At 63.0% G+C, this 24,208-nt stretch carries 23 protein-coding genes; 11 read left to right on the forward strand and 12 right to left on the reverse strand.

The features are described from left to right. Window positions 1-227 precede the first annotated feature (227 nt). The 5 genes from JQ604_RS11070 (at window position 228) to JQ604_RS11090 (ending at window position 3,341) form a co-directional block, all read left to right on the forward strand. Window positions 228-626 carry a hypothetical protein gene (locus JQ604_RS11070; RefSeq protein WP_212356663.1) on the forward strand — a complete coding sequence of 133 codons (399 nt, stop codon included), beginning with the start codon at window positions 228-230 and terminating at the stop codon, window positions 624-626. Window positions 627-679: 53 nt separating this feature from the next. Beyond that, window positions 680-1,087, forward strand: coding sequence for a hypothetical protein (locus JQ604_RS11075; RefSeq protein ID WP_249158181.1), 408 nt, complete (start codon window positions 680-682; stop codon window positions 1,085-1,087). 121 nt (window positions 1,088-1,208) lie between these two features. Next, entirely contained in the window at window positions 1,209-1,946 is a 738-nt protein-coding gene (locus JQ604_RS11080) for a hypothetical protein (protein WP_212356666.1), read from the forward strand. Continuing rightward, the gene (locus JQ604_RS11085) at window positions 1,943-2,263 is read left to right on the forward strand and encodes a nucleotidyltransferase family protein (protein ID WP_212356668.1); all 321 of its coding nucleotides are present in this window, start codon (window positions 1,943-1,945) and stop codon (window positions 2,261-2,263) included. Before JQ604_RS11080 ends, JQ604_RS11085 begins: the two co-directional genes overlap by 4 nt. A gap of 55 nt (window positions 2,264-2,318) precedes the next feature. After that, window positions 2,319-3,341: a hypothetical protein gene (locus JQ604_RS11090; protein WP_212356672.1), complete on the forward strand. Its 1,023-nt coding sequence runs from the start codon at window positions 2,319-2,321 to the stop codon at window positions 3,339-3,341. Window positions 3,342-3,545: 204 nt separating this feature from the next. Here the strand turns inward: JQ604_RS11090 and JQ604_RS11095 are convergent, their stop codons facing one another. Continuing rightward, window positions 3,546-4,577, reverse strand: coding sequence for a phenylacetaldoxime dehydratase family protein (locus JQ604_RS11095; RefSeq protein ID WP_212356675.1), 1,032 nt, complete (start codon window positions 4,575-4,577; stop codon window positions 3,546-3,548). A gap of 30 nt (window positions 4,578-4,607) precedes the next feature. Continuing rightward, a complete protein-coding gene (locus JQ604_RS11100; RefSeq protein WP_212356678.1) occupies window positions 4,608-5,621 on the reverse strand; it encodes a carbon-nitrogen hydrolase family protein in 1,014 nt (337 codons plus the stop codon). A gap of 217 nt (window positions 5,622-5,838) precedes the next feature. Between JQ604_RS11100 and JQ604_RS11105 the strand changes: the two genes are divergently transcribed. After that, a complete protein-coding gene (locus JQ604_RS11105; RefSeq protein ID WP_212356681.1) occupies window positions 5,839-6,795 on the forward strand; it encodes a helix-turn-helix domain-containing protein in 957 nt (318 codons plus the stop codon). Between the two features lie 293 nt (window positions 6,796-7,088). Next, on the forward strand, window positions 7,089-7,442 hold the full coding sequence (locus tag JQ604_RS11110) for a PilZ domain-containing protein (RefSeq protein ID WP_212356697.1): 354 nt from the start codon (window positions 7,089-7,091) through the stop codon (window positions 7,440-7,442). A gap of 77 nt (window positions 7,443-7,519) precedes the next feature. Here the strand turns inward: JQ604_RS11110 and JQ604_RS11115 are convergent, their stop codons facing one another. From JQ604_RS11115 to JQ604_RS11125, 3 genes are all read right to left on the reverse strand, one after another. Next, a complete protein-coding gene (locus JQ604_RS11115; RefSeq protein ID WP_212356700.1) occupies window positions 7,520-7,783 on the reverse strand; it encodes a hypothetical protein in 264 nt (87 codons plus the stop codon). Between the two features lie 245 nt (window positions 7,784-8,028). Then, window positions 8,029-8,775, reverse strand: coding sequence for a hypothetical protein (locus JQ604_RS11120; protein WP_212356703.1), 747 nt, complete (start codon window positions 8,773-8,775; stop codon window positions 8,029-8,031). Between the two features lie 6 nt (window positions 8,776-8,781). Continuing rightward, on the reverse strand, window positions 8,782-10,389 hold the full coding sequence (locus JQ604_RS11125) for a sensor domain-containing diguanylate cyclase (RefSeq protein ID WP_249158182.1): 1,608 nt from the start codon (window positions 10,387-10,389) through the stop codon (window positions 8,782-8,784). A gap of 203 nt (window positions 10,390-10,592) precedes the next feature. On the opposite strand from JQ604_RS11125, the gene JQ604_RS11130 reads away from it, so the two are divergent. Together JQ604_RS11130 and JQ604_RS11135 are read left to right on the forward strand one after the other, a co-directional pair. After that, a complete protein-coding gene (locus JQ604_RS11130; RefSeq protein WP_212356706.1) occupies window positions 10,593-12,014 on the forward strand; it encodes an MFS transporter in 1,422 nt (473 codons plus the stop codon). 90 nt (window positions 12,015-12,104) lie between these two features. Further along, window positions 12,105-12,989 carry a LysR family transcriptional regulator gene (locus JQ604_RS11135; RefSeq protein WP_212356709.1) on the forward strand — a complete coding sequence of 295 codons (885 nt, stop codon included), beginning with the start codon at window positions 12,105-12,107 and terminating at the stop codon, window positions 12,987-12,989. 22 nt (window positions 12,990-13,011) lie between these two features. Here JQ604_RS11135 and JQ604_RS11140 read toward each other — a convergent pair whose 3' ends face one another. The 3 genes from JQ604_RS11140 to clpS form a co-directional block, all read right to left on the reverse strand. Then, window positions 13,012-13,428, reverse strand: a complete 417-nt coding sequence (locus JQ604_RS11140; RefSeq protein ID WP_212356712.1) for a DUF1330 domain-containing protein — start codon at window positions 13,426-13,428, stop codon at window positions 13,012-13,014. A gap of 205 nt (window positions 13,429-13,633) precedes the next feature. Continuing rightward, on the reverse strand, window positions 13,634-16,039 hold the full coding sequence (clpA, locus tag JQ604_RS11145) for an ATP-dependent Clp protease ATP-binding subunit ClpA (protein ID WP_212356715.1): 2,406 nt from the start codon (window positions 16,037-16,039) through the stop codon (window positions 13,634-13,636). A 411-nt stretch (window positions 16,040-16,450) separates the two neighbouring features. Further along, complete coding sequence (gene clpS, locus JQ604_RS11150; RefSeq protein ID WP_212356718.1) at window positions 16,451-16,786, reverse strand: ATP-dependent Clp protease adapter ClpS; 336 nt, start codon at window positions 16,784-16,786, stop codon at window positions 16,451-16,453. Between the two features lie 499 nt (window positions 16,787-17,285). Between clpS and JQ604_RS11155 the strand changes: the two genes are divergently transcribed. Further along, complete coding sequence (locus tag JQ604_RS11155) at window positions 17,286-18,683, forward strand: TadE/TadG family type IV pilus assembly protein (RefSeq protein ID WP_212356721.1); 1,398 nt, start codon at window positions 17,286-17,288, stop codon at window positions 18,681-18,683. Window positions 18,684-18,768: 85 nt separating this feature from the next. Here the strand turns inward: JQ604_RS11155 and JQ604_RS11160 are convergent, their stop codons facing one another. Next, the gene (locus tag JQ604_RS11160) at window positions 18,769-19,104 is read right to left on the reverse strand and encodes a phasin family protein (protein WP_212356724.1); all 336 of its coding nucleotides are present in this window, start codon (window positions 19,102-19,104) and stop codon (window positions 18,769-18,771) included. A gap of 411 nt (window positions 19,105-19,515) precedes the next feature. Here JQ604_RS11160 and JQ604_RS11165 point away from each other — a divergent pair, with 411 nt between their 5' ends. Beyond that, the gene (locus JQ604_RS11165; protein ID WP_212356727.1) at window positions 19,516-21,309 is read left to right on the forward strand and encodes a serine hydrolase; all 1,794 of its coding nucleotides are present in this window, start codon (window positions 19,516-19,518) and stop codon (window positions 21,307-21,309) included. Window positions 21,310-21,587: 278 nt separating this feature from the next. Here JQ604_RS11165 and JQ604_RS11170 read toward each other — a convergent pair whose 3' ends face one another. From JQ604_RS11170 to JQ604_RS11180, 3 genes are all read right to left on the reverse strand, one after another. After that, on the reverse strand, window positions 21,588-22,310 hold the full coding sequence (locus JQ604_RS11170; protein ID WP_212356730.1) for a DnaJ domain-containing protein: 723 nt from the start codon (window positions 22,308-22,310) through the stop codon (window positions 21,588-21,590). A 62-nt stretch (window positions 22,311-22,372) separates the two neighbouring features. Further along, on the reverse strand, window positions 22,373-23,101 hold the full coding sequence (locus tag JQ604_RS11175; RefSeq protein WP_212356733.1) for a VWA domain-containing protein: 729 nt from the start codon (window positions 23,099-23,101) through the stop codon (window positions 22,373-22,375). A gap of 106 nt (window positions 23,102-23,207) precedes the next feature. Further along, window positions 23,208-24,128 carry an alpha/beta fold hydrolase gene (locus JQ604_RS11180; RefSeq protein WP_212356736.1) on the reverse strand — a complete coding sequence of 307 codons (921 nt, stop codon included), beginning with the start codon at window positions 24,126-24,128 and terminating at the stop codon, window positions 23,208-23,210. Window positions 24,129-24,208: the final 80 nt, after the last annotated feature.

Raw genomic sequence — 24,208 nt, forward strand, 5'->3', positions numbered from 1 at the left:
AGGGGGGATCTATCTAACCAATTGATTTTTCGATGAAAGCTGTAAGAGCTGTCCTTCTGGTGTCCCTGGCGCACCCCGGCGATATGGCGCCAGGCATCCGAGGCAAACAGGCTTCGTCGAACCCACGTCTAACGCAGCGTCTTTGAATATCCAAAAGCCCTGATTTGGTTGTATGCAATTTGGATGACCACTATAACGATATGCTCAAATAGCGGGCCGGGGGCTATATGGGGCGATTTATTTCTCTCGTTGTCATCGCTACATGGGCGATGGCCAATTCGGCGCAGGCGCAAAATCGCAAGGAAATCTACGAACTGCAAGAGCGGTGCGGTAAACGGGCTGAGCAGATATTCGAGAAAGATTTCCCGGTCGGTGAGCGGAAAGGGCTCGAACAGTTCGAGAACCATTATAACGTCCGGCTGAACCGTTGCTTCATGCTCGAAGAAAACACGATGACCATGAAGGACGCGGGCGCGAGCAAGTCCTACAAACTGCTCACGCTAGTCGATGTGAACGACAACAAGGTCTACGGCAGCTTTGGCCCCCTCAACTGCGACGTGCAGAACTCGCCCTGCAAATCGGAGCAGGAGTTCCGCTCCCTAATCCGGCAGTTCATGGAAGACTGAACCTAGTTGGGTTGCCGCAAAACGCTTCCAACCTCAATGTCGGACCAAACTAAATGAAGCATGCAGTTCTTCTAACGCTAGTTATTTGCTTTACCGGCGCTCAAACGCTTGCCCCCAGTCTTTTGCGCGCCGATGTGATGAAGTGCAAAATCGATGGCTTCAGCGAAAAGATCTTCATCACCACCTCGCCCGACACCAATCAGAGCGACGGTCAATACGCGCGGATCGGCATCTCGCCTGGCGCCGGAAACAGAGCCCTTGCCTTCGCCGACCGAATGGGCGCTCACGTCTTTATAGAGCTGAATACTGACGGTACGCCGATTGGGCTGTTCACGGTGCAGAAGGATCTACACGTGATCAATGCCCGGCAGTCAATCGACCCCTCCGGCTCGGTACTGGCACCATCCCAGAGTGCGGGTGCATGTAGTCGTTGCGTCGGACTAAGAGCTTGTTTGCACTAGCGGCGGGCTCAGTCCCTGTAATTAGTCGGGACAAGCGTCCCGGCGCTCGCATTGCTACCCTGCATTGTTCTACCGTAATCGCTCGTGATTCGTGGGGCGCATTGCGGGGTTTCGTAAGCAAATGGACCTGTTGGACGTTCTATTGAAAGCGGTTGGAGTTGCCGTGCTCGCAGGCGGCGGAGCCGCTGCTCTAATCCTTGGACCATTGCGTTACTTGGCGGATAAATGGTTGACCTCTAAGTTCAATCAGAGGCTCGAACAATTCAAACATGCCCAGCAAGTCGAAATGGAGAACCTGCGTTTCAAAATCAACTCCTTGTTTGATCGAACCACGAAGTTACACCAACGTGAATTCGAGGTGGTACCAACCGCGTGGGCTTTGTTGGTCGAATGCAAGAACCAAGTCTCGGCGCTCATTACTGCCCTTCAGCAGTATCCTGACCTAGACCGGATGACCGGGCCCCAACTTGATGAATTCCTTGAAGGTAGCTTCCTCGCGAAGTGGCAGCGTGACGAGATCAAGGCCACGGCGAAAAAGGCCGACTACTACATCAAAGCTGTATTCTTTCACCGAGCCAGTGAGGCACGCGCGGCGTGTAGGGAGCAACACGTTTATGTGCTAAAAAATGGAATATTCATGCCGAGCGACATGAAGGAAAAATTTGACAAGATATCCGACCTCATCTGGAAGGCACTCGTCGAGCACGAGATCAACAGTTCTGAACACGTAATACCGAGGTTGACGGTCGCGCGCGACGCTCTGGCGAAAGAAGGCGAGCCCCTCATGAAATCGCTGGAAGCAGCGATCCATGGCGCGCTTTGGGAGGGCAACGTTTCTTCATTAAAAAGCGCTTCATGATTGATGACGAAATAGCCCGCCGGTTGGCAGAATGGGCCGCGCACACTGATGCTGTAGCCGCGCTTTGGCTGTTCGGCAGTCGAGCAAGACGCACGGCGCGCGCAGACAGCGATCATGACTTCGCAGTAGAACTACGACCAAAGATAAAGGATCATGACTGGGCCTTCGCTGACTTCGTCTGCGAAGGAGATCACTGGAAAGCTCAGCTCCGGAATATTGTGCAAAGCGACGTCAGCTTGGTTGGTTTCCGCGACGACTTGCCAGGCAGATTCGATCCCCGCATCGATGGCATCTGCCTTTGGAGGCGAGGAGCATAAAGCCTGCTGGCCATACCTTCTCGGGGTCCAAAACCGAGAGACGTGCGGAGATAACATGCGCATTTTCATCGACGAGAGCGGAACATTTAGCGGGTTTCAGGCCAATTCCGTCAGCGTTGTTGGGGCGTTGGTGATCCCAGACGTGATGATGGGCAAGATCGAAAAGAAGTATGCGAAATTTCGGGACGGGTTACCGAAAGAAAACGGAGAAGTGAAAGGAAGGCTCCTTAGCGAAAAGCAGGTAGACAAAGTCGTTACGCTTCTAATGCGCAATGAAGCACTGTTTGAGATTACGGCGCTCGATCTCGGTTTGCATCAAGAAGCTGCTGTCCGCGATTATAAGCGGAAGCTCGGCGAGGAAATGCTGGCCAAGGTAGCTAATTTTAGAGAGGACGTTCGTCCAGAGGTCCAAGCGGCCAGCGAATATATCTTGCAAGCCCCGCTAAATCTTTTTCTGCAAGCGCTCACGACATTCAATGTGCTGCACCGAGTTATCAGTCGGGCAACGACGTTCTTCGCGCAAAGGAAGCCATATGAGCTTGGCTCATTTTCGTGGATTGTTGACGGGAAAGAGCCGACCAAGGTCACCAGATGGGAGGAGTGGTGGGCGCACTACGCGCAAGGCGCGCTTGCGAGTATGTCAAAGAGACGGCCGGCCTGGATGCTGCCCGAGGGCTTTAACGTCGATTACACGTTCTACGAAAAGTTCAATTCTGTGGACGAGAAGGGCGAAGCAGGCACTTCGCTAAAGCTACTGCTCAAGGACGTTACGTTTTCTGCCCAAACGCAGTATGGTCTCGAACTCGTCGATATTCTGACCAACGGCGTTCGTCGCGCGCTCACCGGAAATTTGCAGCGCGACGGCTGGCAAAATATTCATCGACTGATGATCCACGAAAACGGCGAGCCCTATATATCGTTCGTTCTGTTTAGCGAAGGCGAGGATATTATTCATGCTGCTTCCTACACCGATATCGTCAAAGAAGGTTTTTCGACAGACGGAAGGCTGATGCTAACGAAGCGTAATCTTCAGCTTGCCTTGAATGCGCAGGACGGCAGGCCAGTGATAGCCGTATAGGAAAGCCCGATTTGGTGGCGGTCCCACGAATAGCACGATGCCTGGATGCGTGAGCCGTGCGATAAGGCGGAAGGCGTTGACCAAGCCGCCATCCTCGCGCTCTTCCGCCTGGTCAACCGTTACGTCGGCAACTTGCAGCCGATGCCCGGCGTCTTCCCGCGCCACAGGGGGAGAGGGTGCAGCCAAACTCGCCGCGCGACCGAACTACAAGCTGACGCCGGCGAGCATCCCGGTCTTCGGATGACAGTCTCTGTACTCAAAGAACTGCTCGTCCGCCGCAGCTACCGTCACCTCGTGATACAGCCTGAGCTTCGCGCTCGGCCCGAGCGTCGACAGATACTTCATCGCCGCACCGAAAATCTTCACATGCGTCGGATGCGACTCCGCCCAGCGCTCGAGGGCGGCAAGGCTCTTCCACCAGCTCTGGCCGTAGGATTTTTCGTTCGGCTTCCCAGTCGCATCGACCACGCGCATGTAGCGGTTGGCGTAGCAGCCGACGGCCAAGCCGTCGTCGCGCAGGAAGTCCATGCCCTCGCGCAGCACCGGCTCGACATCGTCGAGATACATCCTGCGCTCGGACGCTTCGGTGTCGCTCCAGTCCTGGCCGGAGCGGATCAGGCAGAGATTGTCATGCGCGACAATTCGGATGCGCCCGCCCTCTCGGATCGCGCGCGGCTCGCCGCCCGGTGCCATCGCGTCGGTCTGCGACAGCGGGATGCGGTCGCGCATGCCGCCCCAATAGGCGTGCTCCTGCACTTCCCCGCTCATGGCGTCGGCGAGAACAGCGACGCCTTCGGCACGGTCGGGCGATGAGAACAGCGTCTCGTAGCGCTCGACATGCGGGCGCAGCACCTCGATGAAGCGGCCGACGCCGCTCCCCTGCCCGCCGGTCCAGCCCTCGCGCGCGGACGAGAACCAGGCGTCGAAGCGCGCGGCATCGTCCCAATAAGCGACCGAGACGACGTTGGTGAAGCCGGCCTGATCGACATATTCGGCGCGATCCCAATGCGTGGGACCGTTGTCGGCCGCAAAGCGTGCGGCGATCTCGGCCAGCGCCGCAGCCACTGCCGGCGTGGCAGCGCCGCGAACCTGGACGCCGAAATAGGCCATGATCACACGCTTCACCGCGGGCTTGTGCCGCGCGACGAAGGACGGATATGGCGGCGCATAATCGTCGGGCACGCGGCGGTGGCGCGAACGCGCGGTCTGCAGATGAGATGGAATGGCGGATTCCATGGCAGCCTCCGGATCAAATTTGCTGATGTGTCAGCTTGCGGCCGCGTCGATCTCCGGCTCGACATTGTCGACCGGCAGCGCAAAATGCTCGACCCGCTTCGACGGCTTCTTGTTCAGCAAGAGCCGCGTCACGTCGGGCCGCGAATAGTGCCCGGCCGGATCGGCGGCATTTTTCGCAATCCCGATCGCGCCGAGATCGATATCGGCGTAGAGCAGTCCTTCCTGCTCGGGCGGCAATTTCTCCGCGATCGAAGAACCGTCCGGACCGTAGATCGCGGCGTGTCCGCCGCCGACATGCAGCAAGCCATGCTTGTCGTCGCGGTCGCAGAGCTCGTCGATCATCGCCTTCGACACCGTCGCGCACGGCGCCAGCACGAAGCACGAGCCTTCGACGGCATAGACGCGGGAAGCTGCGTTGTTGACCTCCCAGCCGAGCGCCGGCGCGAAGGGGTCGTACAGCGAGAAGCTCGGCCAGGCCGCAATATGGACCTGCTCGTTCTGGGCATACATCGCGTATTTCGACAGCGGCTGCAGATGCTCCCAGCAGCACAGCGCACCGAGCCGGCCGATGCCGGGGCGGTCATGCACCGCCAGATCGCTGCCGTCCCCCTCGCCATAGACGGTGCGCTCGGCATGGGTCGGACGCAGCTTGCGCCGTTTTGCGATGGTCTCGCCGTCCGGACCAATCAGCCACTGCGCCAGATAGAGGCTGCCGCCCTCCCGCTCGGACAGGCCGAGCACAGCGGTGAGGCCGGCCTTCTTCACCGCGAGCCGCAGCTTCTCGGCCTGCGGGCTGTCATAGGCCAGCGAATTGTCGAAATAGCGCTGCACGAAGCCACGACCGATCGCCCAGGCCGGCGAGTCCAGCCAGATGTACCAGGGATAGCCGGGGATGAACGCCTCCGGGAAGGCGATCAGCTTGGCGCCGTTGGCGGCCGCCTCTTCGATCAGTGCAATCGATTTGGCGATCGACGCATCGAGATCGAGCCAGGCCGGTGCTGCCTGAACCACGGCGACCTTATATTTTGGATGCTGAATGCCCATGATGTCCTCCCTCGCCCGGCCGCGGAACGCGCCGGTTCGCACTTGATCGGCCCCCTCGGCCTCTGACATCATGCTGACCCGAATGCCGAAGCGCCGTTCGACCGGGACGGAAGGAAAAGTCGACTGCCCGGGCACAGCCGGGGTGGCCGTGCGGCCCGGTACGGAGCTTGCTTTTGGTCGGGATGGCCAGCGTTTTGAACCGTGACAGGAGGACATGATGCAGGCCCTGTTCACCACCGATCAGGCGCCGACCCACCGGCGCCTCGCGCTCTGGCAGGACATCGTCTGCGATGTCTTCGTGCAGCTCGACTGCAAGTCCGACCTCGGCGGCGCCTTCCATGGCGCAATCACCAGCGCGCAGCTCGGCGCGGTGAAATGCTCGGAAGTCACCTCAGAGCGGCAGCGCGTCTTCCGCACGCCGTCGCGGATCTCGCGTGCGTCGGAGGATTTCATCCTGGTCGCGCTGGGCCGCAGGGGCTCAGGCGCCGTGCTGCAGGACGGCCGCGAGACCGTGATCCAGGAAGGTGAGTTCGCGTTCTACGACACGACGCGGCCCTATGAGCTGCGATTCAACGACGCCTTCACCCAGACCATCTTCCAGATCCCGCGCGAGATGCTGCACCGGCGCTTCGCCGGCACCCACCACCTCACCGCAACGTCGTTCTCGCCGGAGCGGCCGGTGGAGCGGCTCGCCTTCCAGTTCATTGCAGGCCTTGCCGACGTCGCCGACCGGCTCGACGCCGACAGCGCGATCCGCCTCTCCGACCAGGCGGTCGATCTGGTGGCGATGGCGATGAACGAGCGGCTCGGCCCGAACGCGCTGCCGGCCTCGACCCATCGCTCGGCCCTGCTCTACCGGCTGAAGGCGCATGTGCTGGCACATCTGCCCCATCCCGAGCTCGGGCTGGCGGAAACGGCTGCCGCGCTCGGGATCTCGCCGCGCTACGTCAACAGCCTGTTTGCGGACGAAGGCACCTCGTTCCAGCGCTTCGTGCTGGCGCAGCGGCTGGAACACTGCCGGCGCGACCTCGCCTCGCCCGCACACGCCCATCGCCATATCGGCGAGATCGCCTTTGCCTGGGGTTTTAACGACCTCTCGCATTTCGGCCGCGTGTTCCGCGAGCATTTTGGGCTGTCACCGCGGGATTTCCGGCAAAGCAAGCTGCCGAACTGACGCGGGTGGTTGTCACCTCTCCCCGACGGGGAGAGGTCGATTTGCGCAGCAAATCGGGTGAGGGGCCGCTGCTCCAATGAGAGACCTTACCCCTCACCCGGCGCTTCGCGCCGACCTCTCCCAAGGGAGAGGTGAAGGTCAGACCTCCTATCGTTTCCGGCGCGGAAATTGTGGCGAATTCCCGCAGATCGCGGCTGAGAAGGATTTACGTTAACGGCAACAACCGCCGCGTGCCGCCTTCTTTTCGTCGCGCACCCGGATACAGTCCGCACCGTTCATCGGGAGGAAGTTCGATGCAGGATCGTCGCCAGGGCGCGCGCGACAAGGTGCTTTATGGCGGCGTTGCCGAGATCAACGATCGCGGCTCGACGATGGACTGCGTGGTGCGCAACATCAATGAGCGTGGCGCCTGCGTCGAATTCGACTCCACTGCCAAATTACCCGAGCAGATGACGCTCAAGATCGCGCGCAAGGGTCGTGCCTTCCTGGCGCGGCTGATCTGGCGGCAGGCCAACAAGGTCGGCCTCGCCTTCCGCATCATGACGTCAGACAACCATGTCAGCGACCTCGACGAACGGCTGCGCCGCAGCGAGATCAAGAAGCGCCAGCTGCAGCGCCGGATCGAGGAACTGATCGGCCAACGCTGACGCCAGCGCGGACCTGGCCTCAATCGGAGACGATCAGCCAGCCCGCCGGCGCGACCGGCTCCGATGCTGCAATATCGCTATTGCACTCTGGATGGCGGCGGCACTGCGCGGAGCGCCCGATCAATCCCTTCGATCAGCCCCGCAGCCAACCGTGGCCCGATCGGGACGACGACGGTAAGGGTGTCGTTGACCTCCATCTTGAGGAAGATGTCCGGCGTCTTGTCGTCCTTGAAGACATCGATGCGGCGCGGGACGAGAAGCCGCTGGGTTGATTGCGGTGCTGCCGCAAGCTGTTGAGGCCCTTCGGGCAAGGGTTTCTGTTCAGTCGGAGGATGCGCCATGGTGTGCCTCTCTGTCGGTCGAGGGGTGTCCATGCTGCGGAGCCAACATGCGTGTTGCATGCCGGGTCGCGGCTCGTCGGTCGAGATTAACCCATCGGCATCCCGTCGGCCTTACTCTAACGGATTACTCCCCGGTGCCACCGCCTAAAGCATGATCCGGAAAAGTGTGAAGCGGTTTTCCGAAAAGATCATGCGCAAACAAAGAGCTAAAGCGCGATGATGATTCAACTCAATCTCATCGCGCTTTAGTTGACATCGCGCATCGGCCGGGCGTCAGCGGCGACCAGCTCCACCAATCGCTTGGCCTGAGCCCCGACGTCGCCGAGACGCCACCATGGCACTCCATCGGCAGAATCGGGCAACCACGCACCGTCGATCCAACGCTCGGCCAAGGCGCTGGCCACGGCGATGCGATCATCTCTCAGCGCCGCCTGCCTGACATCCTCGGGTATCGACGCATAGGCCGCACGCATCTCCAGATCGACGTCCCGTTCGTCGAGCTCTTCATGCGACAAATTGTTCTGGTCCCAGAGGCCGCACATCTGCATCGCAGGGCCGATCCTGTCCGTCCAGATGAAGGCATGGCCGAGCGGCTCGGCGTAACCGAGCCTGGCAAGCGCCGACATCACCGGCCTGATCCCGTCATGCGGGACAAAAGGAAGCCGCTTTGCCGAGGCATGATCCCACTGGCTGGCAAATAACAACAGCCATGCGGCCAGAACATCGTCGACGGGCGGCAAATCGGCGTGGCCGGCCTGTGATCGATCCGAGATGAACTCCACAACCTGGTCGCCATCGATCAGCAGTTTGTCCTCAAGCGTAGCCAGCCCCAACTTCCAGAGCACGAGGCAGGCACCTTCGAAGGCAGACTGGCTGCCCTGGCCACCCAGATCAGCTCCCGCGCGGACGGGCGCGGCGCCCAGCTCACAGCAATTCACGAGCCCGCGCACCAGCGAAGCGGCGAGTTCGCCGTATAGTCTGTGAACAGTCACCGACGCCTATTCCGCGGCGAGCCTGGCCGGCGGCGGCGGCGACCACGCCACCGTGCGGTTGCGGCCGCCCGTCTTGGCCTGATACAGCGCCTGATCGGCGGCGTGCAGCAGCGCCTCGAAGCCCGACATGCTCGGCGTCGCCGCGGCAAAGCCGATGCTGGCGGTGATGTTGAAATCGACATCGCCCGCCTTCAACGCACACGCGGCAATGGTGCTGCGCACCCGCTCGGCCACGATCCTGGCCTGATAGAGATCGGTCTCGGGCAGCAGCATCGCAAACTCCTCGCCGCCGAGCCGGCCGACGATGTCGGAGCTGCGCTTGCCGGCGCGGCAGGCATTGGCGACGGCAACCAGCGCGTCGTCGCCGACCGCGTGCCCATAGCGGTCGTTGACCGCCTTGAAATGATCGACATCGATCATCAGCACCGAGAGCGGCCGGTAGTAGCGCTGGAACCGGCTCCATTCCGCCGCAGCCAGCGTCCAGAAATGCCGGCGGTTGGCGAGCCCGGTCATCGCGTCGGTGGTCGCGAGCTCTTCCATCTGCTGCGCGTTGCGCACGAGATCGGTGACGTCGCAATAGGTCAGCATCCGGCCGCCGTCTTTCAGCGGCGCACAATGCGCGCGGATATGGCGGCCGTCGGTGGTTTGCAGGTCCCGCGGCGTCTCGTCGCCATCGCGCACGGCGGCGACGCGACCGGCCAGGAGCGCCTCCCGTTCCTCCGGCGTCTGGCCGCTGGCGCCGGTGCGCACCGAATTCCTGATCAGGGACTCGTAGGACGGGCGGCGCGTGGCCTGCTCGTCGGTGACGCCCCAGAATCGTCGCATCCGCTTGTTGAGGAATCGCGCATTGAGATCGCGGTCCAGCATGACGACGCCTTCGCTGACATGATCGAGCGCGCCGCGCAGCATTTCCAGCTCGTCGGCATGACGGACGATATCTGTGACATAGGCATAGCTGATCATGCGCCCGCCGTTCGGCAGGCACGCGCACTGCACCCGGATCACCTCGCCATTGGTGCGGCGCAGGTCGCGTGGCGCGATATCGCCGGCCTTCACCTGGCGGACACGGTCGGCAACGTAATCGTCGAGATCCTCAGGCGCGACCTGGTAGGCCCCGGTGTCGCGGCCGTGATACATCAGCGCCACGAAGGCCGGGTTGCGGTCGGCGACCGCATCGGGCAGCGCCCACATGCGGCGGAACGCGCGGTTGATGAATTGCGCCTTCAGGTCGGCGTCGAGCAGCAGGATGCCGATGTCGATGACGTCGAGCGCGGCGCGCAGCGCCAGCAGCTGGCCGCGCACGACCTGATCGGCCCCCTTGGCCTCGCCGGCGGCCTCCCTCGCCGCGTCCTCCCTGGCCGCCTCAGCGAGCTCGAAGCTCAGACCGAGCTGCTTCTCCGACTGCCAGATGCGCCGGCACGGCTGCGGCTCGCCCTCGCCCGCAATCAGCAAATGAAACCGCTCGGGAACGCCCAGCGCGCTCTCGACTTCGATTTCAGCCCCGACATCGGAGATGCGGCGGACGATGCAATCGATCGACGACTGGCCGTAATTGGAGATGACCTTGCCCGCCAGGAAGGTGCGGCCGCGGGGCATCGGTTTCAGTTCGGACATGGCGGTATCCTGAGGAGTCCGCTGGTAACATGCAACCAGATCGTGGAGACGGACTTAACCGAAACCGTCCAACCGGAGCCGTACGGGGGGCGGTCTGCCCGCAATGCTAATGGAACGTTAATGGCGCCTGGCGCGTCTTGCAGGCGCTCGCGCAATTTCCTAATCCGGGACTGATCCCGGCTCCAATCGAGCTCGCTCCCCTGATGTCGCCCGCACCGATCGAGCATGCCGACGGCCTGCCGCAACCCCAGCGTAACCAGGCGATCCTGACGATTGCGCTGGGTATCCTGATGGCCGTCGTCGACAGCGCCATCGCCAATGTCGCGTTGCCGACGATCGCGGCCGACCTCAATGCCAGTCCGGCGTTCTCGATCTGGATCGTCAACGGCTATCAGCTCGCCATCACGATCTCGCTGCTGCCGCTGGCCTCGCTCGGCGAGATCATAGGCTACCGCCGCGTCTACCTGGTTGGGCTCGTGCTGTTCACGGTCGCATCCGCGTTCTGCGCGGTCGCGAACACGCTGCCGCTCCTGACGATCGCGCGCATCATCCAGGGCTTTGGCGCGGCCGGCATCATGAGCGTCAATTCGGCGCTGGTCCGCTTCACCTATCCGCGCGCCCTGCTCGGCCGCGGCATCGGCCTCAATGCGCTGGTCGTTGCCTTCTCCGCCGCGGTCGGCCCGACGCTGGCCGCCGGGATCCTCGCGGTCGGCAGCTGGCCCTGGCTGTTTGCGATCAACATCCCGCTCGGCGCGGTGACGCTGGCGCTGGGCCTGCGCAGCCTGCCCCACACCACGCCCGCCAGCCATTCGTTCGACTGGCAGAGCGCGGGACTGTCCGCGATCACCTTCGGCGTCGGCATCGCCGCGATCGACAGCGTTGGGCATGGCGAGGCGGCGATGATCTGGCTGATCGAGTTCGGCGTGTCCATCATCGCCGGCGCGCTGCTGATCTATCGCGAAACCCACATGGCCTCGCCGCTGCTGCCGGTCGACCTGTTGCGCATCCCGGTGTTCGCGCTGTCGATCGCGACCTCGATCGCCTCGTTCTGCGGCCAGATGCTGGCCTTCACCGCGATCCCATTCTACCTGCAGAGCCGGTTCGGCTATTCGGCGGTGCATATGGGGCTGTTGATCACGCCATGGCCGATCGCGCTGGCTTTCGCGGCACCGCTCGCCGGCCGCCTGGTCGAGCGTTATCCGGTCGGCCTGCTCGGCGGCATCGGCCTCACCCTGTTCGCCTGCGGGCTCGGCACGCTCGCCTTCCTGCCGGCGGCGCCGACGCCGTTCGACATCATCTGGCGGATGGCGCTCGCAGGCTGCGGCTTCGGTCTGTTCCAGACGCCGAACAACCGCACCATGATCGCCGCCGCCCCGCGCGAGCGCGCCGGCGGCGCAAGCGGCATGCTCGGCACCGCGCGGCTGCTCGGCCAGACCACGGGCGCCGCGCTGGTGGCGCTGTTCCTCGGCCGCTATCCGCAGGAAGGCACGCGGATCGCACTCCTCGTCGGCACAGGCTTTGCGCTATGCGGCGCGATGCTGAGCATGCTGCGGCTGTCGGACGCCGGCGCGCGCGGTGCTGAGCAGGTGCGGGTGAAGGAGGAGCAGCGCCTGCGGGGGGATTAGCCCTTGTTGGAACTTTGGCGTGCGATGGTGGTATCCGCCGGCGGTCAAACCATATTTCCAAGACGGTCGATTTCAAGTGGAGGCGGACAAATGCAGTTGAAGCATCTCCGAACCTTTCTCGCCGTCGCGAGCACGCTCAATCTGACTCGCGCTGGCGAGAAATTGCATCTTTCCCAATCCAGCGTAACCGAACAGATTCAGTCGCTTGAAAGCGACATCGGCACCGTCTTGTTTGATCGTTCGAGGCGCAAGTGGGCATTAACGCCCGCGGGAACACGGCTTCTCGAATACGCCGGTGCAATTATGGCCCTGAGCGACGAGGCACGCGGTGCGGCGCTGGATGAAGCGCGCGAGGTTATTGGCGGTGTCGTGGTCGGCGGCGTCGAAAGCCTATGCACGGAGCGCCTTCCCGCGCTCCTTCTGAAATACTGCACCGACTTTCCGGATGTTCGTGTCACGCTCCGTGCAGGAAAGACGACCGATTTGTATGGCGGTCTCAAAGCGGGATTGCTCGATGTGTACTTCACCTTCGGCATCTCGCCTGAAGAGACGGGCCTGCGGAGCGAAAACGTCACCACAGAGCGGATCGTGCTCGTCGGACCGCCGAATCATCGTCTCTCTGGTCAGCGCTCGGTCACGCTCGATGAGCTTGCGCGAGAGGATTTTCTTGTGACCATCACGGGATGCCCGGTTCGCGCTGCGTTCGAGAAGGCATTTGCCAAGCACAAGTGTCCTCGCATCGTCGCCGAATTTGCAAGCATTGCGGCAATGCGAAATATCGTCGAACAAGGTGGCGGCTGCGCGCTATTGCCGGCCTCGACCGCGCGGGAAGCGCTCGCGGCCGGCAAGCTTGTTGCGTTGCCTTGGCCGGCGCAGCAGGAAATGCCGGTTTCGATGCGGTGGCGGCAGCAGCGTTTACCGCCGCCAGCCCTTCGCCACTTCCTCGAAGTGGCGCGCCACAGCCTGGCGACTTAGCTGGCCGGTCGCAATGGCCATGCTATCTTTGATCCGGCAGGCCCTCGATTGCGATGATCCGAAACTTTGCACCGCGCTGGCGAATCTTCGCGGCCGACTGGTTCTCGGGAGAGTCATACCAGCGGCGTACCGCCTCCACGGTGGGGAATTGCAGAATGGCGATGCAGCAGGGAACTTGGCCATCGCCCTCAAGCAGCGTATTGCGCTGGCTGCGGGCGAGATACCGTGCGCCGTATTTGGGGAGAATCTCGCGAGCCAATTTCGCGTATTGCTCCTGAATGGACTCCTCGCCCGTCGTTGCGGTTCGCTCGACGACGACAAGGGCGGGACGGTTCTCCTCCTGGGCGATGGACCTGCTGATGCCCAACGGCCAGGCGTTCAAAGCGGCCCCAAGCGAAACCAGCGCACCTGCACGCAATAAACCGACGCATCTGTACATGGCCTCCACCCTCCACGACGAGGTGTTCTCGTCGCGAAAATTTAGTTGGCTGACAATGCGGTCGGAAGCGGGAAGATTCGATAGCTCCCATCGGCCCTTCCGATGAAGGATTGGTCAGGTCTGAACTGATACGGACAGCCGCACACACCACCAGCAAAAAGGCCGGCTTTGCAGCCGGCCTTCTTCAACTCAATCACGTTCGCGCTCAGACCTTCACCAGCGGTCCGCGCGCGGGGCCCTTGGAGCCGCCGCCGCCATCGTTGCCACCGGACTTCGGCGGCTTGCGCTTGCGGGCGCTCGGCAGCTTCTCCGGCTTCGGCGTAACCGGGCCTTCGACGAACTCGAAGCCGATCTTGTCCTTCTGCGTCGTCTCGTCCTTGACGAGCACGACACGGACATGGCCGCCGCCCTTGAGCTGGCCGAACAGCACCTCGTCCGCCAGCGGCTTCTTGATGTGCTCCTGGATGATGCGCGCCATCGGGCGGGCGCCCATCTGCTCGTCATAGCCATGCTCGATCAGCCAGCCCTTGGCGGGCTCGGACAGCTCGATCGTGACGTCGCGGTCGGCGAGTTGAGCTTCGAGCTGCAGCACGAATTTCTCGACCACCATGCCGATCACGTCGGCATTGAGGTGCGCGAAGGAGACGATCGCATCCAGACGGTTGCGGAATTCCGGCGCGAACTGCCGGTTGATCGCCTCGTGGTCGTCGCCTTCCCGCTTGCTGCGCGTGAAGCCGAAGGCCTGGCGCGCCAGATCGGCGGCGCCCGCATTCGTGGTCATGATCAGGATCACGTTGCGGAAGTTGACCTGCTTGCCGTTATGATCTGTCAGACGACCATGATCCATGATCTGCAGCAGCACGTTGTAGAGATCCGGATGCGCCTTCTCGATTTCGTCGAGCAGCACCACGCAATGCGGATGCTGGTCCACGCCATCGGTGAGCAGGCCGCCCTGGTCGAAGCCGACATAGCCGGGAGGCGCGCCGATCAGGCGCGACACGGTGTGCCGCTCCATGTACTCGGACATGTCGAAGCGCAGCAGCTCGACGCCGAGCGAGGCCGCCAGTTGCTTGGCGACTTCGGTCTTGCCGACGCCGGTGGGCCCTGAGAACAGGTAGCAGCCGATCGGCTTCTCCGGTTCGCGCAAGCCCGCGCGCGCCAGCTTGATCGAGGCCGACAGCGACTCGATCGCCTTGTCCTGGCCGAACACCACGCGCTTCAGGGTCTGCTCGAGATGCTTGAGCACCTCGGCGTCGTCCTTCGACACGCTCTTGGGCGGGATCCGCGCCATGGTCGCGATCGTGGTCTCGATCTCCTTGATGCCGATCGTCTTCTTGCGCTTGTTCTCGGCGACCAGCATCTGCGCCGCGCCGGACTCGTCGATCACGTCGATCGCCTTGTCGGGCAGCTTGCGGTCGTGGATGTAGCGCGAGGACAGCTGCACCGCAGCCTCGATCGCCTCATTGGTGTATTTCAGCCGATGGTAGTCCTCGAAATAGGGCTTGAGGCCCTTGAGGATCGCGATGGCGTCTTCCACCGTCGGCTCGTTGATGTCGATCTTCTGGAAGCGCCGCACCAGCGCGCGGTCCTTCTCGAAGTGCTGACGGTATTCCTTGTAGGTGGTCGAGCCCATGCAGCGGATGTTGCCCGCGGCAAGCGCCGGCTTCAGCAGGTTGGAGGCGTCCATCGCCCCGCCGGAGGTGGCCCCTGCCCCGATCACGGTGTGGATCTCGTCGATGAACAGGATGGCGTTGGGGTGCGCCTCCAGCTCCTTCAGCACCTGCTTCAACCGCTCCTCGAAATCGCCGCGGTAGCGGGTGCCGGCGAGCAGCGTGCCCATGTCGAGCGAGAACACGGTCGCAGCTGCCAGCACTTCCGGCACTTCCGAGTCGACGATGCGCTTGGCGAGGCCTTCGGCGATCGCGGTCTTGCCGACGCCGGCATCGCCGACGAACAGCGGGTTGTTCTTCTGGCGGCGGCACAGCACCTGGATCGCGCGGTTGATCTCGGCGTTGCGGCCGATCACCGGATCGATCTTGCCGTCACGGGCCTTCTTGTTGAGGTTGACGCAATAGGTCTCGAGCGCCTCGCCCTTCTTCTTGGCGTCCTCGTTGCCCTTGGCCTCGGTCTCCTCGTCAACGCCGCGCACGGGGCGTGCCTCGGAGACGCCGGGCCGCTTGGCGATGCCGTGACTGATGTAGTTGACCGCGTCGTAGCGCGTCATGTCCTGCTCCTGCAGGAAATACGCGGCGTGGCTTTCGCGCTCGGCGAAGATCGCGATCAGCACGTTGGCGCCGGTGACTTCCTCGCGCCCGGACGACTGCACATGGATCACCGCGCGCTGGATCACGCGCTGGAAGCCGGCGGTCGGCTTGGCGTCGTCGGCGCCGTCGGTGACGAGGTTTTCGAATTCGGTCTCGAGATAGTTGACGAGGCTCGTGCGCAGCTTGTCGAGATCGACACTGCATGCCCGCATCACCGCAGCCGCATCCGAGTCATCGATCAGCGACAAAAGGAGATGCTCGAGCGTCGCGTATTGATGGTGGCGCTCGTTTGCGATCGCCAATGCACGATGCAGGGATTGTTCAAGGCTTTGGGAAAAAGTTGGCATTCGCGTCCTCTATGGCCCCCGGCCATCATGATCGCCATTACCGGGTCAGGCAACAACAACCTTTGTCGTTGCCGGTGATATAGTTACGCCGCCTCGCAGTGGAAGAGCGGTTCCGAACGGCTAGTTTTCCTCTAAATTCAGGCACAAACGAGTCGCACACAACGCCACAGCACATTGTCGCAGGGGCAATGTCGCGCAAGCGCATCCCCGCAATCACACGGGGGCACCGCTCGAAACGTCACAACGAATTCAATGCAAGACCCGTTCCGAACTCCGGCGGGCCGACTGAAGCGCGATGGGATCGCGCTTCGGCTCCTTGTTTGAGCATGATCTCTGCGCAAACGCCTTCGGCGTTTGTCGCGAGGGAAAACCGCTTCACCCTTTTCCGGATCATGCTCGGAGAACAAGCAGCTATTTCTTCTCCATCACGCATTGCAACGGGTGCTGGTGCTTGCGTGCGAAGTCCATCACCTGCGTCACCTTGGTCTCGGCGATCTCGTAGGTGAACACGCCGCACTCCCCGATGCCGTGATGGTGCACGTGGAGCATGATCTTGGTGGCGGCTTCGGCGTCCTTCTGGAAAAACTTCTCCAGCACGTGGACGACGAATTCCATCGGCGTGTAGTCGTCGTTCAGGATCAGCACACGGTACAGGTTCGGCCGCTTGGTCTTCGGCTTGACCTTGGTGATGACCGACGTCGAGGGGCTACCGGCCCCCCCGCCGTTGCGCGGTTCGTCGGCGCTCATGCGGAGCGCGGAACGGGCCTGGGCGGCCGGAAGGGACGAAAGGTCTGTGGACGTGGCGTGCGGCATGGTTCAGGCGTTCGAACTCCCCGGGGGAAACCGGATGGTGCGTCAATCTCGTTTCGCGATCGCCGCAGGCGCTTTCGCGGAACCTCAAAGCAACGCGTCTTCCGAATTTGCCACTCCCGGTCCGCCCCGGCGGCCGGGTCGGCTTGCCGAATATGGGCCCGACGGCGGCCTGCCGCAAGCGCGGAAGCACGGTCCATACACACCCGATCCGGCCCGATTCTGTGGGCCGGGGACCCCGGCAAGGTTAATCGTTTCCGCCGATTTTGACAAAGAATCCGGCATTCCCCTTTAACGAGCATTGAGGATAGCGGCCGCTTTTGCCCGCATTTTCATCTATTGCCGGGCGTTTCACCACGTTTCTGCGGAACGATTCATTGTCTGTTTAGTCGCGCGCGGGGAGATGGCGCTACAACCAATAGCGGTGAGTAGCGTCATGCTTGGTCAAGCCATTTTCAGTCGCGTTCGGCCGGCCGCCGGTCGTTTTGCCGAGGCCCGCGAAGGTAATATCGCGATCATTTTCGCGCTCGCATTGCTCCCGATCATCAGCTTCGTTGGCGCCGCGATCGACTATTCGCGCGCCAACAACGCCCGCTCCTCGATGCAGGCAGCGCTCGATTCAACGGCGCTGATGGTCGCCAAGGACCTCACCGACGGCACCATCACGACCTCGCAGATCCAGGCCAAGGCGACGGCCTATTTCACCGCGCTCTATACGAGCACCGAGGCCAAATCGGTGACGGTCACCGCGAGCTATACGCAGAATGCCGGCAACGGCTCGACCGTCCTGGTCAACGGGGCGGGCTCGATCAAGACCGACTTCATGCGGGTCGCCGGCTTCCCCAATCTCGGCTTCGGCACCAGTTCGACCGCGGCCTGGGGCAATGTGCGGATGCGCGTGGCGATGGCCCTCGACAACACGGGCTCAATGGCTTCGGACGGCAAGATCGGAGCCTTGCGAACCGCGGCCTCCAGCCTGGTCGACCAGCTTAGCGCGCTCGCCAAAAATCCCGGCGACGTCTACATTTCCGTCATTCCCTTCGCCAAGGACGTCAACGTCGGCGCCAGCAATTACAACGCCACCTGGATCGACTGGACCGATTGGGACGCCGCCAACGGCAGCAACGTCTGCACCCAGAGGGACAGCTACAACCGTTGCACACAACGGACCTGGACGCCCAACGCTCACAGCACCTGGACCGGCTGCGTCACCGACCGCACCCAGCCCTATGACACCCAGAACACCGCGCCGACGCAGACCACGGTCGCGACCTTGTTCCCGGCCGAAGAGTATTACGAGAACAGCGAGACCTACTGCAAACCCGGCAACAGCCCGATGCTGCAGCAGATCGTTCCGCTCAGCTACGACTGGACCTCGCTCAAGACCACGATCAACGCGATGCAGCCGACCGGCGGCACCAACCAGCCGATCGGCCTCGCCTGGGCCTGGCAGTCCCTGCAGCAGACCGCGCCGCTGAACGCGCCGGCGGAAGACACGGGCAACTACACCTACAAAAAGGCGATCATCCTGCTGTCGGACGGTCTGAACACCGAGGATCGCTGGCCCGCCTATGGCGACGGCCGGACCCAGTTCAACGGCCAGATCGACGCTCGCCAGAGGATCCTGTGCGACAACATCAAGGCGCAGGGCGTCACGATCTATACCGTGCAGGTCAACACCGGGACCGGCACCAGTGCCGATCCGACCTCCGCTGTCCTGCAGTATTGCGCCAGCGGCTCGGACAAGTTCTACCTGGTCACGACCGCGAGCCAGACGCTGACCGTGTTCACCGCGATCGGCACCTCGCTGGCAAAGCTGCGCGTCTACAGGTAAGGCGCAGGACAAAGCCCCCTCACCGCGACAACAAAAAAGCCCGGCCAAATGGCCGGGCTTTTCGTATCTGAGCAACCCCTGGGGCTTACTGAGCCGGGGTGAACTTGGAGACCAGGCCTTCGAAGGGCTTGAAGGTCTGCTTGGCGCAATCGGTGTAGAGGCCGGCGATCTTCTGCGATTCCGCGACGAAGGTCTCGTAGGCCGAGCGCACGTACTCGGTCTGCGCCTCGAGCGCCTTGTCGAGCGACTTCACGCCGGACAGCTTCTCGACGAACGACTTGGAGTCCTCGAAGGACTTCTTGGCGTACTCGCCATAGGCGGTGGCGATCGCCTGCACGCCGCTCTGCAGGTTGCTGGCCGAAGCCTGAACGCTCTCGATGTGCTCTTTGCCGTAACCCTGAATGTCTTCAAACTTGATCATGTGGAGTCCTTTCCCAGACTTGAAATGCGATTCCCAACGCCGGGAAGCTCCCGGCCCCCTGACAAAGGCGAACATAGTGCACTGCACAATAAAGTCAAGGACAATTGTGCGTCGCACAAATGCCAGATTTTACGGACATTTGCCGTAAACCCCGGGGGACTACGCAACGGTTGCTTAATCTTTTGGAAACTCGGCGCGCCTAACCTGATTCCCGGACTTGTTCGCCTTCCGACAGACAGACCGAAATCTGTTTGTGAACAGCAACTTAGCTAGAACAGCGACTGCCACGGCCACCGGGGCCCCTGGTCGAACAGGGATCGGCATGGTTGCGCAGGCAATGATCGGCGGGGAGTGGGCACAATTTTGCCTCACGAGCCAGTGATCAAGATAGAAATTGGGACGGGGAAGTAAATGCTTCGCACAACCTTGGCTTCCTCGCGCGCGTTGCGAGTTGGCGTTCTCGGGCTCATTACCTTCACCACGGCAATACTGATCACTAGCGACAGCGCGGAAGCGCGGCGCTATCGGCATCGCCACTACGCCCGGGCGCATCACAGCCAACCGGCGCGGGAAAGCTACAGCCCGCAATTCGCCTCGATCATCGTCGACGGCAATTCCGGCGCGGTGCTGCAGGCAACCAGCCCCGACGGTATCAGACATCCCGCCTCGCTTACCAAGATCATGACGCTCTATCTGCTGTTCGAGCGCCTGGAGTCCGGCAAGATGAAGCTCGACACCGAGATGCCGGTGTCGCAACACGCCGCCGATCAGGATCCAACCAAGCTGAACCTGCGTGCCGGCCAGACCATTCGCGTCGAGGACGCGATCAAGGGTCTCGTCACCCGCTCCGCCAACGACGCCGCCGTGGTGATCGCCGAAGCGATCGCCGGCGACGAGGACGACTTCGCGGCGATGATGACGCGCAAGGCGCGCGCGCTCGGCATGTCCAAGACGGTTTACCGCAACGCCAACGGCCTTCCCAACGACGAGCAGGTCACGACCGCGCGCGACCAGGCCACGCTTGGCCGCGCCATCCAGGAGCGCTTCCCGCGCTACTATCGCTATTTCGCGACCTCGACGTTCAACTGGCGTGGCCAGTCGATCCGCAACCACAATCATTTGCTCGGCAATGTCGAGGGCGTGGACGGCATCAAGACCGGCTACACCCGCGCCTCCGGCTTCAACCTCGTGACCTCGATGCGCCGCGGCAACCGCCATCTGGTCGGCGTGGTGCTGGGCGGCCGCAGCGGCGGCTCGCGCGACGCCATCATGCGCAATCTGCTCGCCGAAAATCTCGAGAAGGGCGCCACCACCCGCACCGTCGCGGCCATCACCGAACGCAATTCGGCTGAAGCCTCGGTCGCCGTCGCCGAAGCCGAGGCGCCGCGCGCTGCCGAGGCCCCGCAGGTCAGCATGGCCGCCGCCTCCGAGCCCAGCGCCGCCGCGATGCAGGCCGCGCCGCCGCGTCCGGCCGCCAGGGCCTCGCTGATGGCCGCTGCTGCCGCCGCCCTGCCGCCACCGCCCGCCAAGGTCGAAGCGCAGGCAAAACCCGAGCCCGCCCCGCTGACATCGGGCGTGATCCAGACCCAGCCGATCGCGGCGATCCCCGGCTCCGCCGAGCCGATGAAGCCGGTCAAGGTGAAGACTGTTCAGGTCAAGGCCGGCGCGATCAAGCTCGCCGCCGCAGGTCCCGCCCAGCCCGCGATCACCAGCACGATCGCACCGCGCGCCGAGATCGCCGAAACCTCGAGCGCCGTGGTCGCCAAGGCCACCGAGACCAGCCGCCCCGAGATGCCGCCGCAGCCGGCCAATTTCGGCACCGGCAACGGCATCCTCGGCGTGCTGCCGGCCAACAGCGTCCCCGCGGCCCCTGCTCCGACCCCGCGCGCGGTCGCCTCGCTTGAAACCACGCCGCGCCCCGAGCCGGTCCAGCAGAAGCCCGCCGCGGCCGCCTCGCATTCCGGCTGGATCATCCAGGTCGGCGCGCTCGAGAGCGAGAGCGAAGCCAAGCAGCGCATCGATCTCGCCCGCTCCTCCGCCCGCGGCCTGCTCAGCAAGGCCGATCCGTTCACCGAGACGGTCGTCGCCAAGGACAATCGCACGCTGTTCCGCGCCCGCTTCGCCGGTCTCGAGCGCGATCAGGCGGAAGCTGCCTGCAAAGCGCTGAAGCGCGCCGACATCTCCTGCATCACGGTTCGTAACTGATCCAACGCCTTATCGTTGAAATCACAAGGCCGGCGCCGCAAGCGCCGGCCTTGTTGCTTTCGGCACACACTCAAGAACGTGATGCAGGGATTGCCGTGTGCGGAACCCGCGCAAACTTCTCGTCAAGAATTTACGGTTAAGTTTTGGAGAATGAAGGATCGACCACGCCGGACAACGGCTGGCGACCGTACATGATCCGCAGAAGACGGATCGGGGCATCACTCGGAGAATGACAGCAGCAGCTCTCGGCTTGTGGCGTCAGGTAGCGTTGCCGGAGTTTAGAGATGCGTGCGAAGCAGAGTATCCTTGGCCTCGTTTACACGGGCAGCGAGGTACGTCGACCCCCCCTGGTCGGGATGCAGTTTCTTCATGAGGGCGCGGTGGGCCCGACTGATGTCGTCGCGCGACGCCCCCGGCTGCAGGCCAAGGATCTGATAGGCCTCCTCGTCCGTCATTTTGCTCCCCGTCGCCGGGCGACGGTGCCCCCCTGTCCCGTTGCCCTGCTGGTTGTGACGCCACGCGGGAAACCGGCGGTCCAGATAGCTTTCAAGTAACGCCACGCTCTCGGCATCGAAGCTCGGTGCCATCGCCAGCAGCTGCGGCAGGTCGAACTCGTCGAGCATGCGGCCCGCCTGCGGGCCGTCGACGATCTGGCCGCGCAACTGGCCGCTATTGTGATCCAGGCTCATATCGAGATATTGCGAGCGCACCCGCGAGCTCTGTCCCTGCGTGCGCTGGCTGCCGCCGAAGATGCCGCCGAGATTGGGAAAGCCCGTGCTGCCGAACGGCGACCAGCCGAGCAGCCCGGCGCCGAAAATCCCGAGCGGGATCGCAACCGCAAGCTCGCCCCTGATGCCGGTGAAGGCCGCCACCGCCAGCGAGATCACGCCGCCCACGATCTTGATGGTGCGCGCGAGCACGGCCGGGTTGGCCGCACGAAACATCTGCAGCAGCGAGTAGAGAACGATAACGGCGACGATGCCGGCGATCAGGGTAGGCATGCCGGCAATATAGGCCGCGCGCGAAAAGCATGCGAGCCCTTCGCCTCACCGCGTCACGACGATCACTTCATCTGGCCGATCAGCCTGGCCGCGCCGCTCGCGCTCCTGGACAGCTTCAGCAGCGCCTCGCGGCCGCCGGCGGCATAGGCCGCCGCCGCGCGCAGGAGGTCGCGGAGCTGTGCGGCGGCGCCCGGATCGAACTTGCACCAGGCGCCGCCGGTCAGGCGCGCGATCTCGCGGAACGCCTGCTCGGCTGTGGCGTCGCCGCCCTCCTGGAACATGAACACGGGCACCTTGAGCATGCCGAGCTCGCCGGCCTTGGCGCAGAGCTCGTCGACCTTCTCTTCCATCGCGTCGCCGACGAACACGACGGCGCGCACGCCGGAGGCGACCGCCTCGCGGCGCGCCTCGGACAGCACCTTGCCGATCTGGGTGTCGCCGCCGCGGCAATCGATCTTGCTCATCAGCCTGGCCAGCTCCGCGCTGTCGGAAATCCATCCCGTCGCGCGGCACTCGTTGAAGCCGCGATAGTAGACCAGGCGGATGTCGAGGCTGCCGATCGCACCCGCCTCGCGAAACATGTCGGCCTGCAGCTTGCACGCCATGTCCCAGGTCGGCTGCCGGCTCATGGTGGCGTCGAGCGCGAACACAAGGCGGCCGCGCGCGCCCTCGCGATGCGGCGACATCTGATGCGCCCTGGCGACAAAGGCCGCAATGTCGTCGGCGCTGGATTGCTGCGCTTCGGGCAGCCTGTCGTCGGCAGATTTCGACTTGGTGGGTTCGCCGGCCATCAGCGCTTGCTCCCTGCAGCAAGCTCTATGTGGGCCGTCATCGTGGGCCGGTCAATGTGGAGCGGTCAATGCGACCATCGCCAGCCTGCGAGCCGGCGGCGCGGCGTCAGTTGGTGATCGCCGACGGATCCTTCTCGGTCTTCTTGACGCTCTTGTCCTTGGCCTTGGTCTTCTCGACCGGAACGTAGAGCGAGACCGGGCCGGGCTCGAGGACCTTCGGCGGCGCGGCACGCGTGTCGACCGGCGCGACATCGCTGTCGGTGTCGGCCAGGAATTTATCGAGCATGGCCTGGATCGAGTTCTTGGCCTCGTCCGGACCGGTGTCGCGCATGTCGTTGTGCTGGAAGCCGGTGTTCACCACCGTGATGCCGGCCTTCTCGCACTGCTCGTCGTCAGGCACGACGCCCGGATCAGGCTTGAACTGCGTGTCCTTTGAGCGGAACGACAGGATCTTGAACTTGCCGTCGGTCATGAAGGGCACGCGCAGATTGTCGAGCGTCACGACCTTCTTGATCTCGTCCGGATACTGCTTGGCGAAATACATCGAGATGTCGCCGCCCATCGAATGCCCGACCATGGTCACCTTGCTGTAGTCGGCGTTCGGCTGGACCTTCTTCATCTCCTCGATGGCGAATTTGATGTTGGTGATGCCGCGCTGAATCTGCGGCAGGCGGCCGACATAGAGCTCACCAACCTTGGTCACCATCGGCGCATCGGTCGGCAGGTCGTGCTGGATGCTGACGGCAAGATAGCCGCGCGCCGCGAACACGTTCGCGAGGAATGAGTATTCGGTGAACTTGACGGTGTTGCCGTGATTGAGGATCGCAACCGGCAGCGTGATCATGCCGGCATTGGCCTGCAGCTCCTTGTCGAAGCGCACGGCGACGTCGACTGCGACCGGACGGTTGTCGCGCGACGGATCCTTGAACGTGATCGTCTCATGACGGATCGCCCACTTGCTCGCGGTAACGTACGCGACCGTGAACACCACGGAGAGCGAGAGCAGAACGGTAATTCCACGCTTCATGACGTCCTCAAGGGTGCCCACCTGCAAGGGCATTATTCTTGGCCGGAGACTCTTCGGTCGCCTTGTTCAGCATATATGTC

Source organism: Bradyrhizobium jicamae (assembly GCF_018130695.1).
Classification (GTDB): domain Bacteria; phylum Pseudomonadota; class Alphaproteobacteria; order Rhizobiales; family Xanthobacteraceae; genus Bradyrhizobium; species Bradyrhizobium jicamae_B.

Excerpts from the sequence above, each read along its gene's own strand:
- JQ604_RS11070 (WP_212356663.1), top strand. The coding sequence starts at position 228 with ATGGGGCGATTTATTTCTCTCGTTGTCATCGCTACATGGGCGATGGCC.
- JQ604_RS11075 (WP_249158181.1), top strand. The coding sequence starts at position 680 with ATGAAGCATGCAGTTCTTCTAACGCTAGTTATTTGCTTTACCGGCGCT.
- JQ604_RS11080 (WP_212356666.1), top strand. The coding sequence starts at position 1,209 with ATGGACCTGTTGGACGTTCTATTGAAAGCGGTTGGAGTTGCCGTGCTC.
- JQ604_RS11085 (WP_212356668.1), top strand. The coding sequence starts at position 1,943 with ATGATTGATGACGAAATAGCCCGCCGGTTGGCAGAATGGGCCGCGCAC.
- JQ604_RS11090 (WP_212356672.1), top strand. The coding sequence starts at position 2,319 with ATGCGCATTTTCATCGACGAGAGCGGAACATTTAGCGGGTTTCAGGCC.
- JQ604_RS11095 (WP_212356675.1), bottom strand. The coding sequence starts at position 4,577 with ATGGAATCCGCCATTCCATCTCATCTGCAGACCGCGCGTTCGCGCCAC.
- JQ604_RS11100 (WP_212356678.1), bottom strand. The coding sequence starts at position 5,621 with ATGGGCATTCAGCATCCAAAATATAAGGTCGCCGTGGTTCAGGCAGCA.
- JQ604_RS11105 (WP_212356681.1), top strand. The coding sequence starts at position 5,839 with ATGCAGGCCCTGTTCACCACCGATCAGGCGCCGACCCACCGGCGCCTC.
- JQ604_RS11110 (WP_212356697.1), top strand. The coding sequence starts at position 7,089 with ATGCAGGATCGTCGCCAGGGCGCGCGCGACAAGGTGCTTTATGGCGGC.
- JQ604_RS11115 (WP_212356700.1), bottom strand. The coding sequence starts at position 7,783 with ATGGCGCATCCTCCGACTGAACAGAAACCCTTGCCCGAAGGGCCTCAA.
- JQ604_RS11125 (WP_249158182.1), bottom strand. The coding sequence starts at position 10,389 with ATGTCCGAACTGAAACCGATGCCCCGCGGCCGCACCTTCCTGGCGGGC.
- JQ604_RS11130 (WP_212356706.1), top strand. The coding sequence starts at position 10,593 with ATGTCGCCCGCACCGATCGAGCATGCCGACGGCCTGCCGCAACCCCAG.
- JQ604_RS11135 (WP_212356709.1), top strand. The coding sequence starts at position 12,105 with ATGCAGTTGAAGCATCTCCGAACCTTTCTCGCCGTCGCGAGCACGCTC.
- JQ604_RS11140 (WP_212356712.1), bottom strand. The coding sequence starts at position 13,428 with ATGTACAGATGCGTCGGTTTATTGCGTGCAGGTGCGCTGGTTTCGCTT.
- clpA (WP_212356715.1), bottom strand. The coding sequence starts at position 16,039 with ATGCCAACTTTTTCCCAAAGCCTTGAACAATCCCTGCATCGTGCATTG.
- clpS (WP_212356718.1), bottom strand. The coding sequence starts at position 16,786 with ATGAGCGCCGACGAACCGCGCAACGGCGGGGGGGCCGGTAGCCCCTCG.
- JQ604_RS11155 (WP_212356721.1), top strand. The coding sequence starts at position 17,286 with ATGCTTGGTCAAGCCATTTTCAGTCGCGTTCGGCCGGCCGCCGGTCGT.
- JQ604_RS11160 (WP_212356724.1), bottom strand. The coding sequence starts at position 19,104 with ATGATCAAGTTTGAAGACATTCAGGGTTACGGCAAAGAGCACATCGAG.
- JQ604_RS11165 (WP_212356727.1), top strand. The coding sequence starts at position 19,516 with ATGCTTCGCACAACCTTGGCTTCCTCGCGCGCGTTGCGAGTTGGCGTT.
- JQ604_RS11170 (WP_212356730.1), bottom strand. The coding sequence starts at position 22,310 with ATGCCTACCCTGATCGCCGGCATCGTCGCCGTTATCGTTCTCTACTCG.
- JQ604_RS11175 (WP_212356733.1), bottom strand. The coding sequence starts at position 23,101 with ATGGCCGGCGAACCCACCAAGTCGAAATCTGCCGACGACAGGCTGCCC.
- JQ604_RS11180 (WP_212356736.1), bottom strand. The coding sequence starts at position 24,128 with ATGAAGCGTGGAATTACCGTTCTGCTCTCGCTCTCCGTGGTGTTCACG.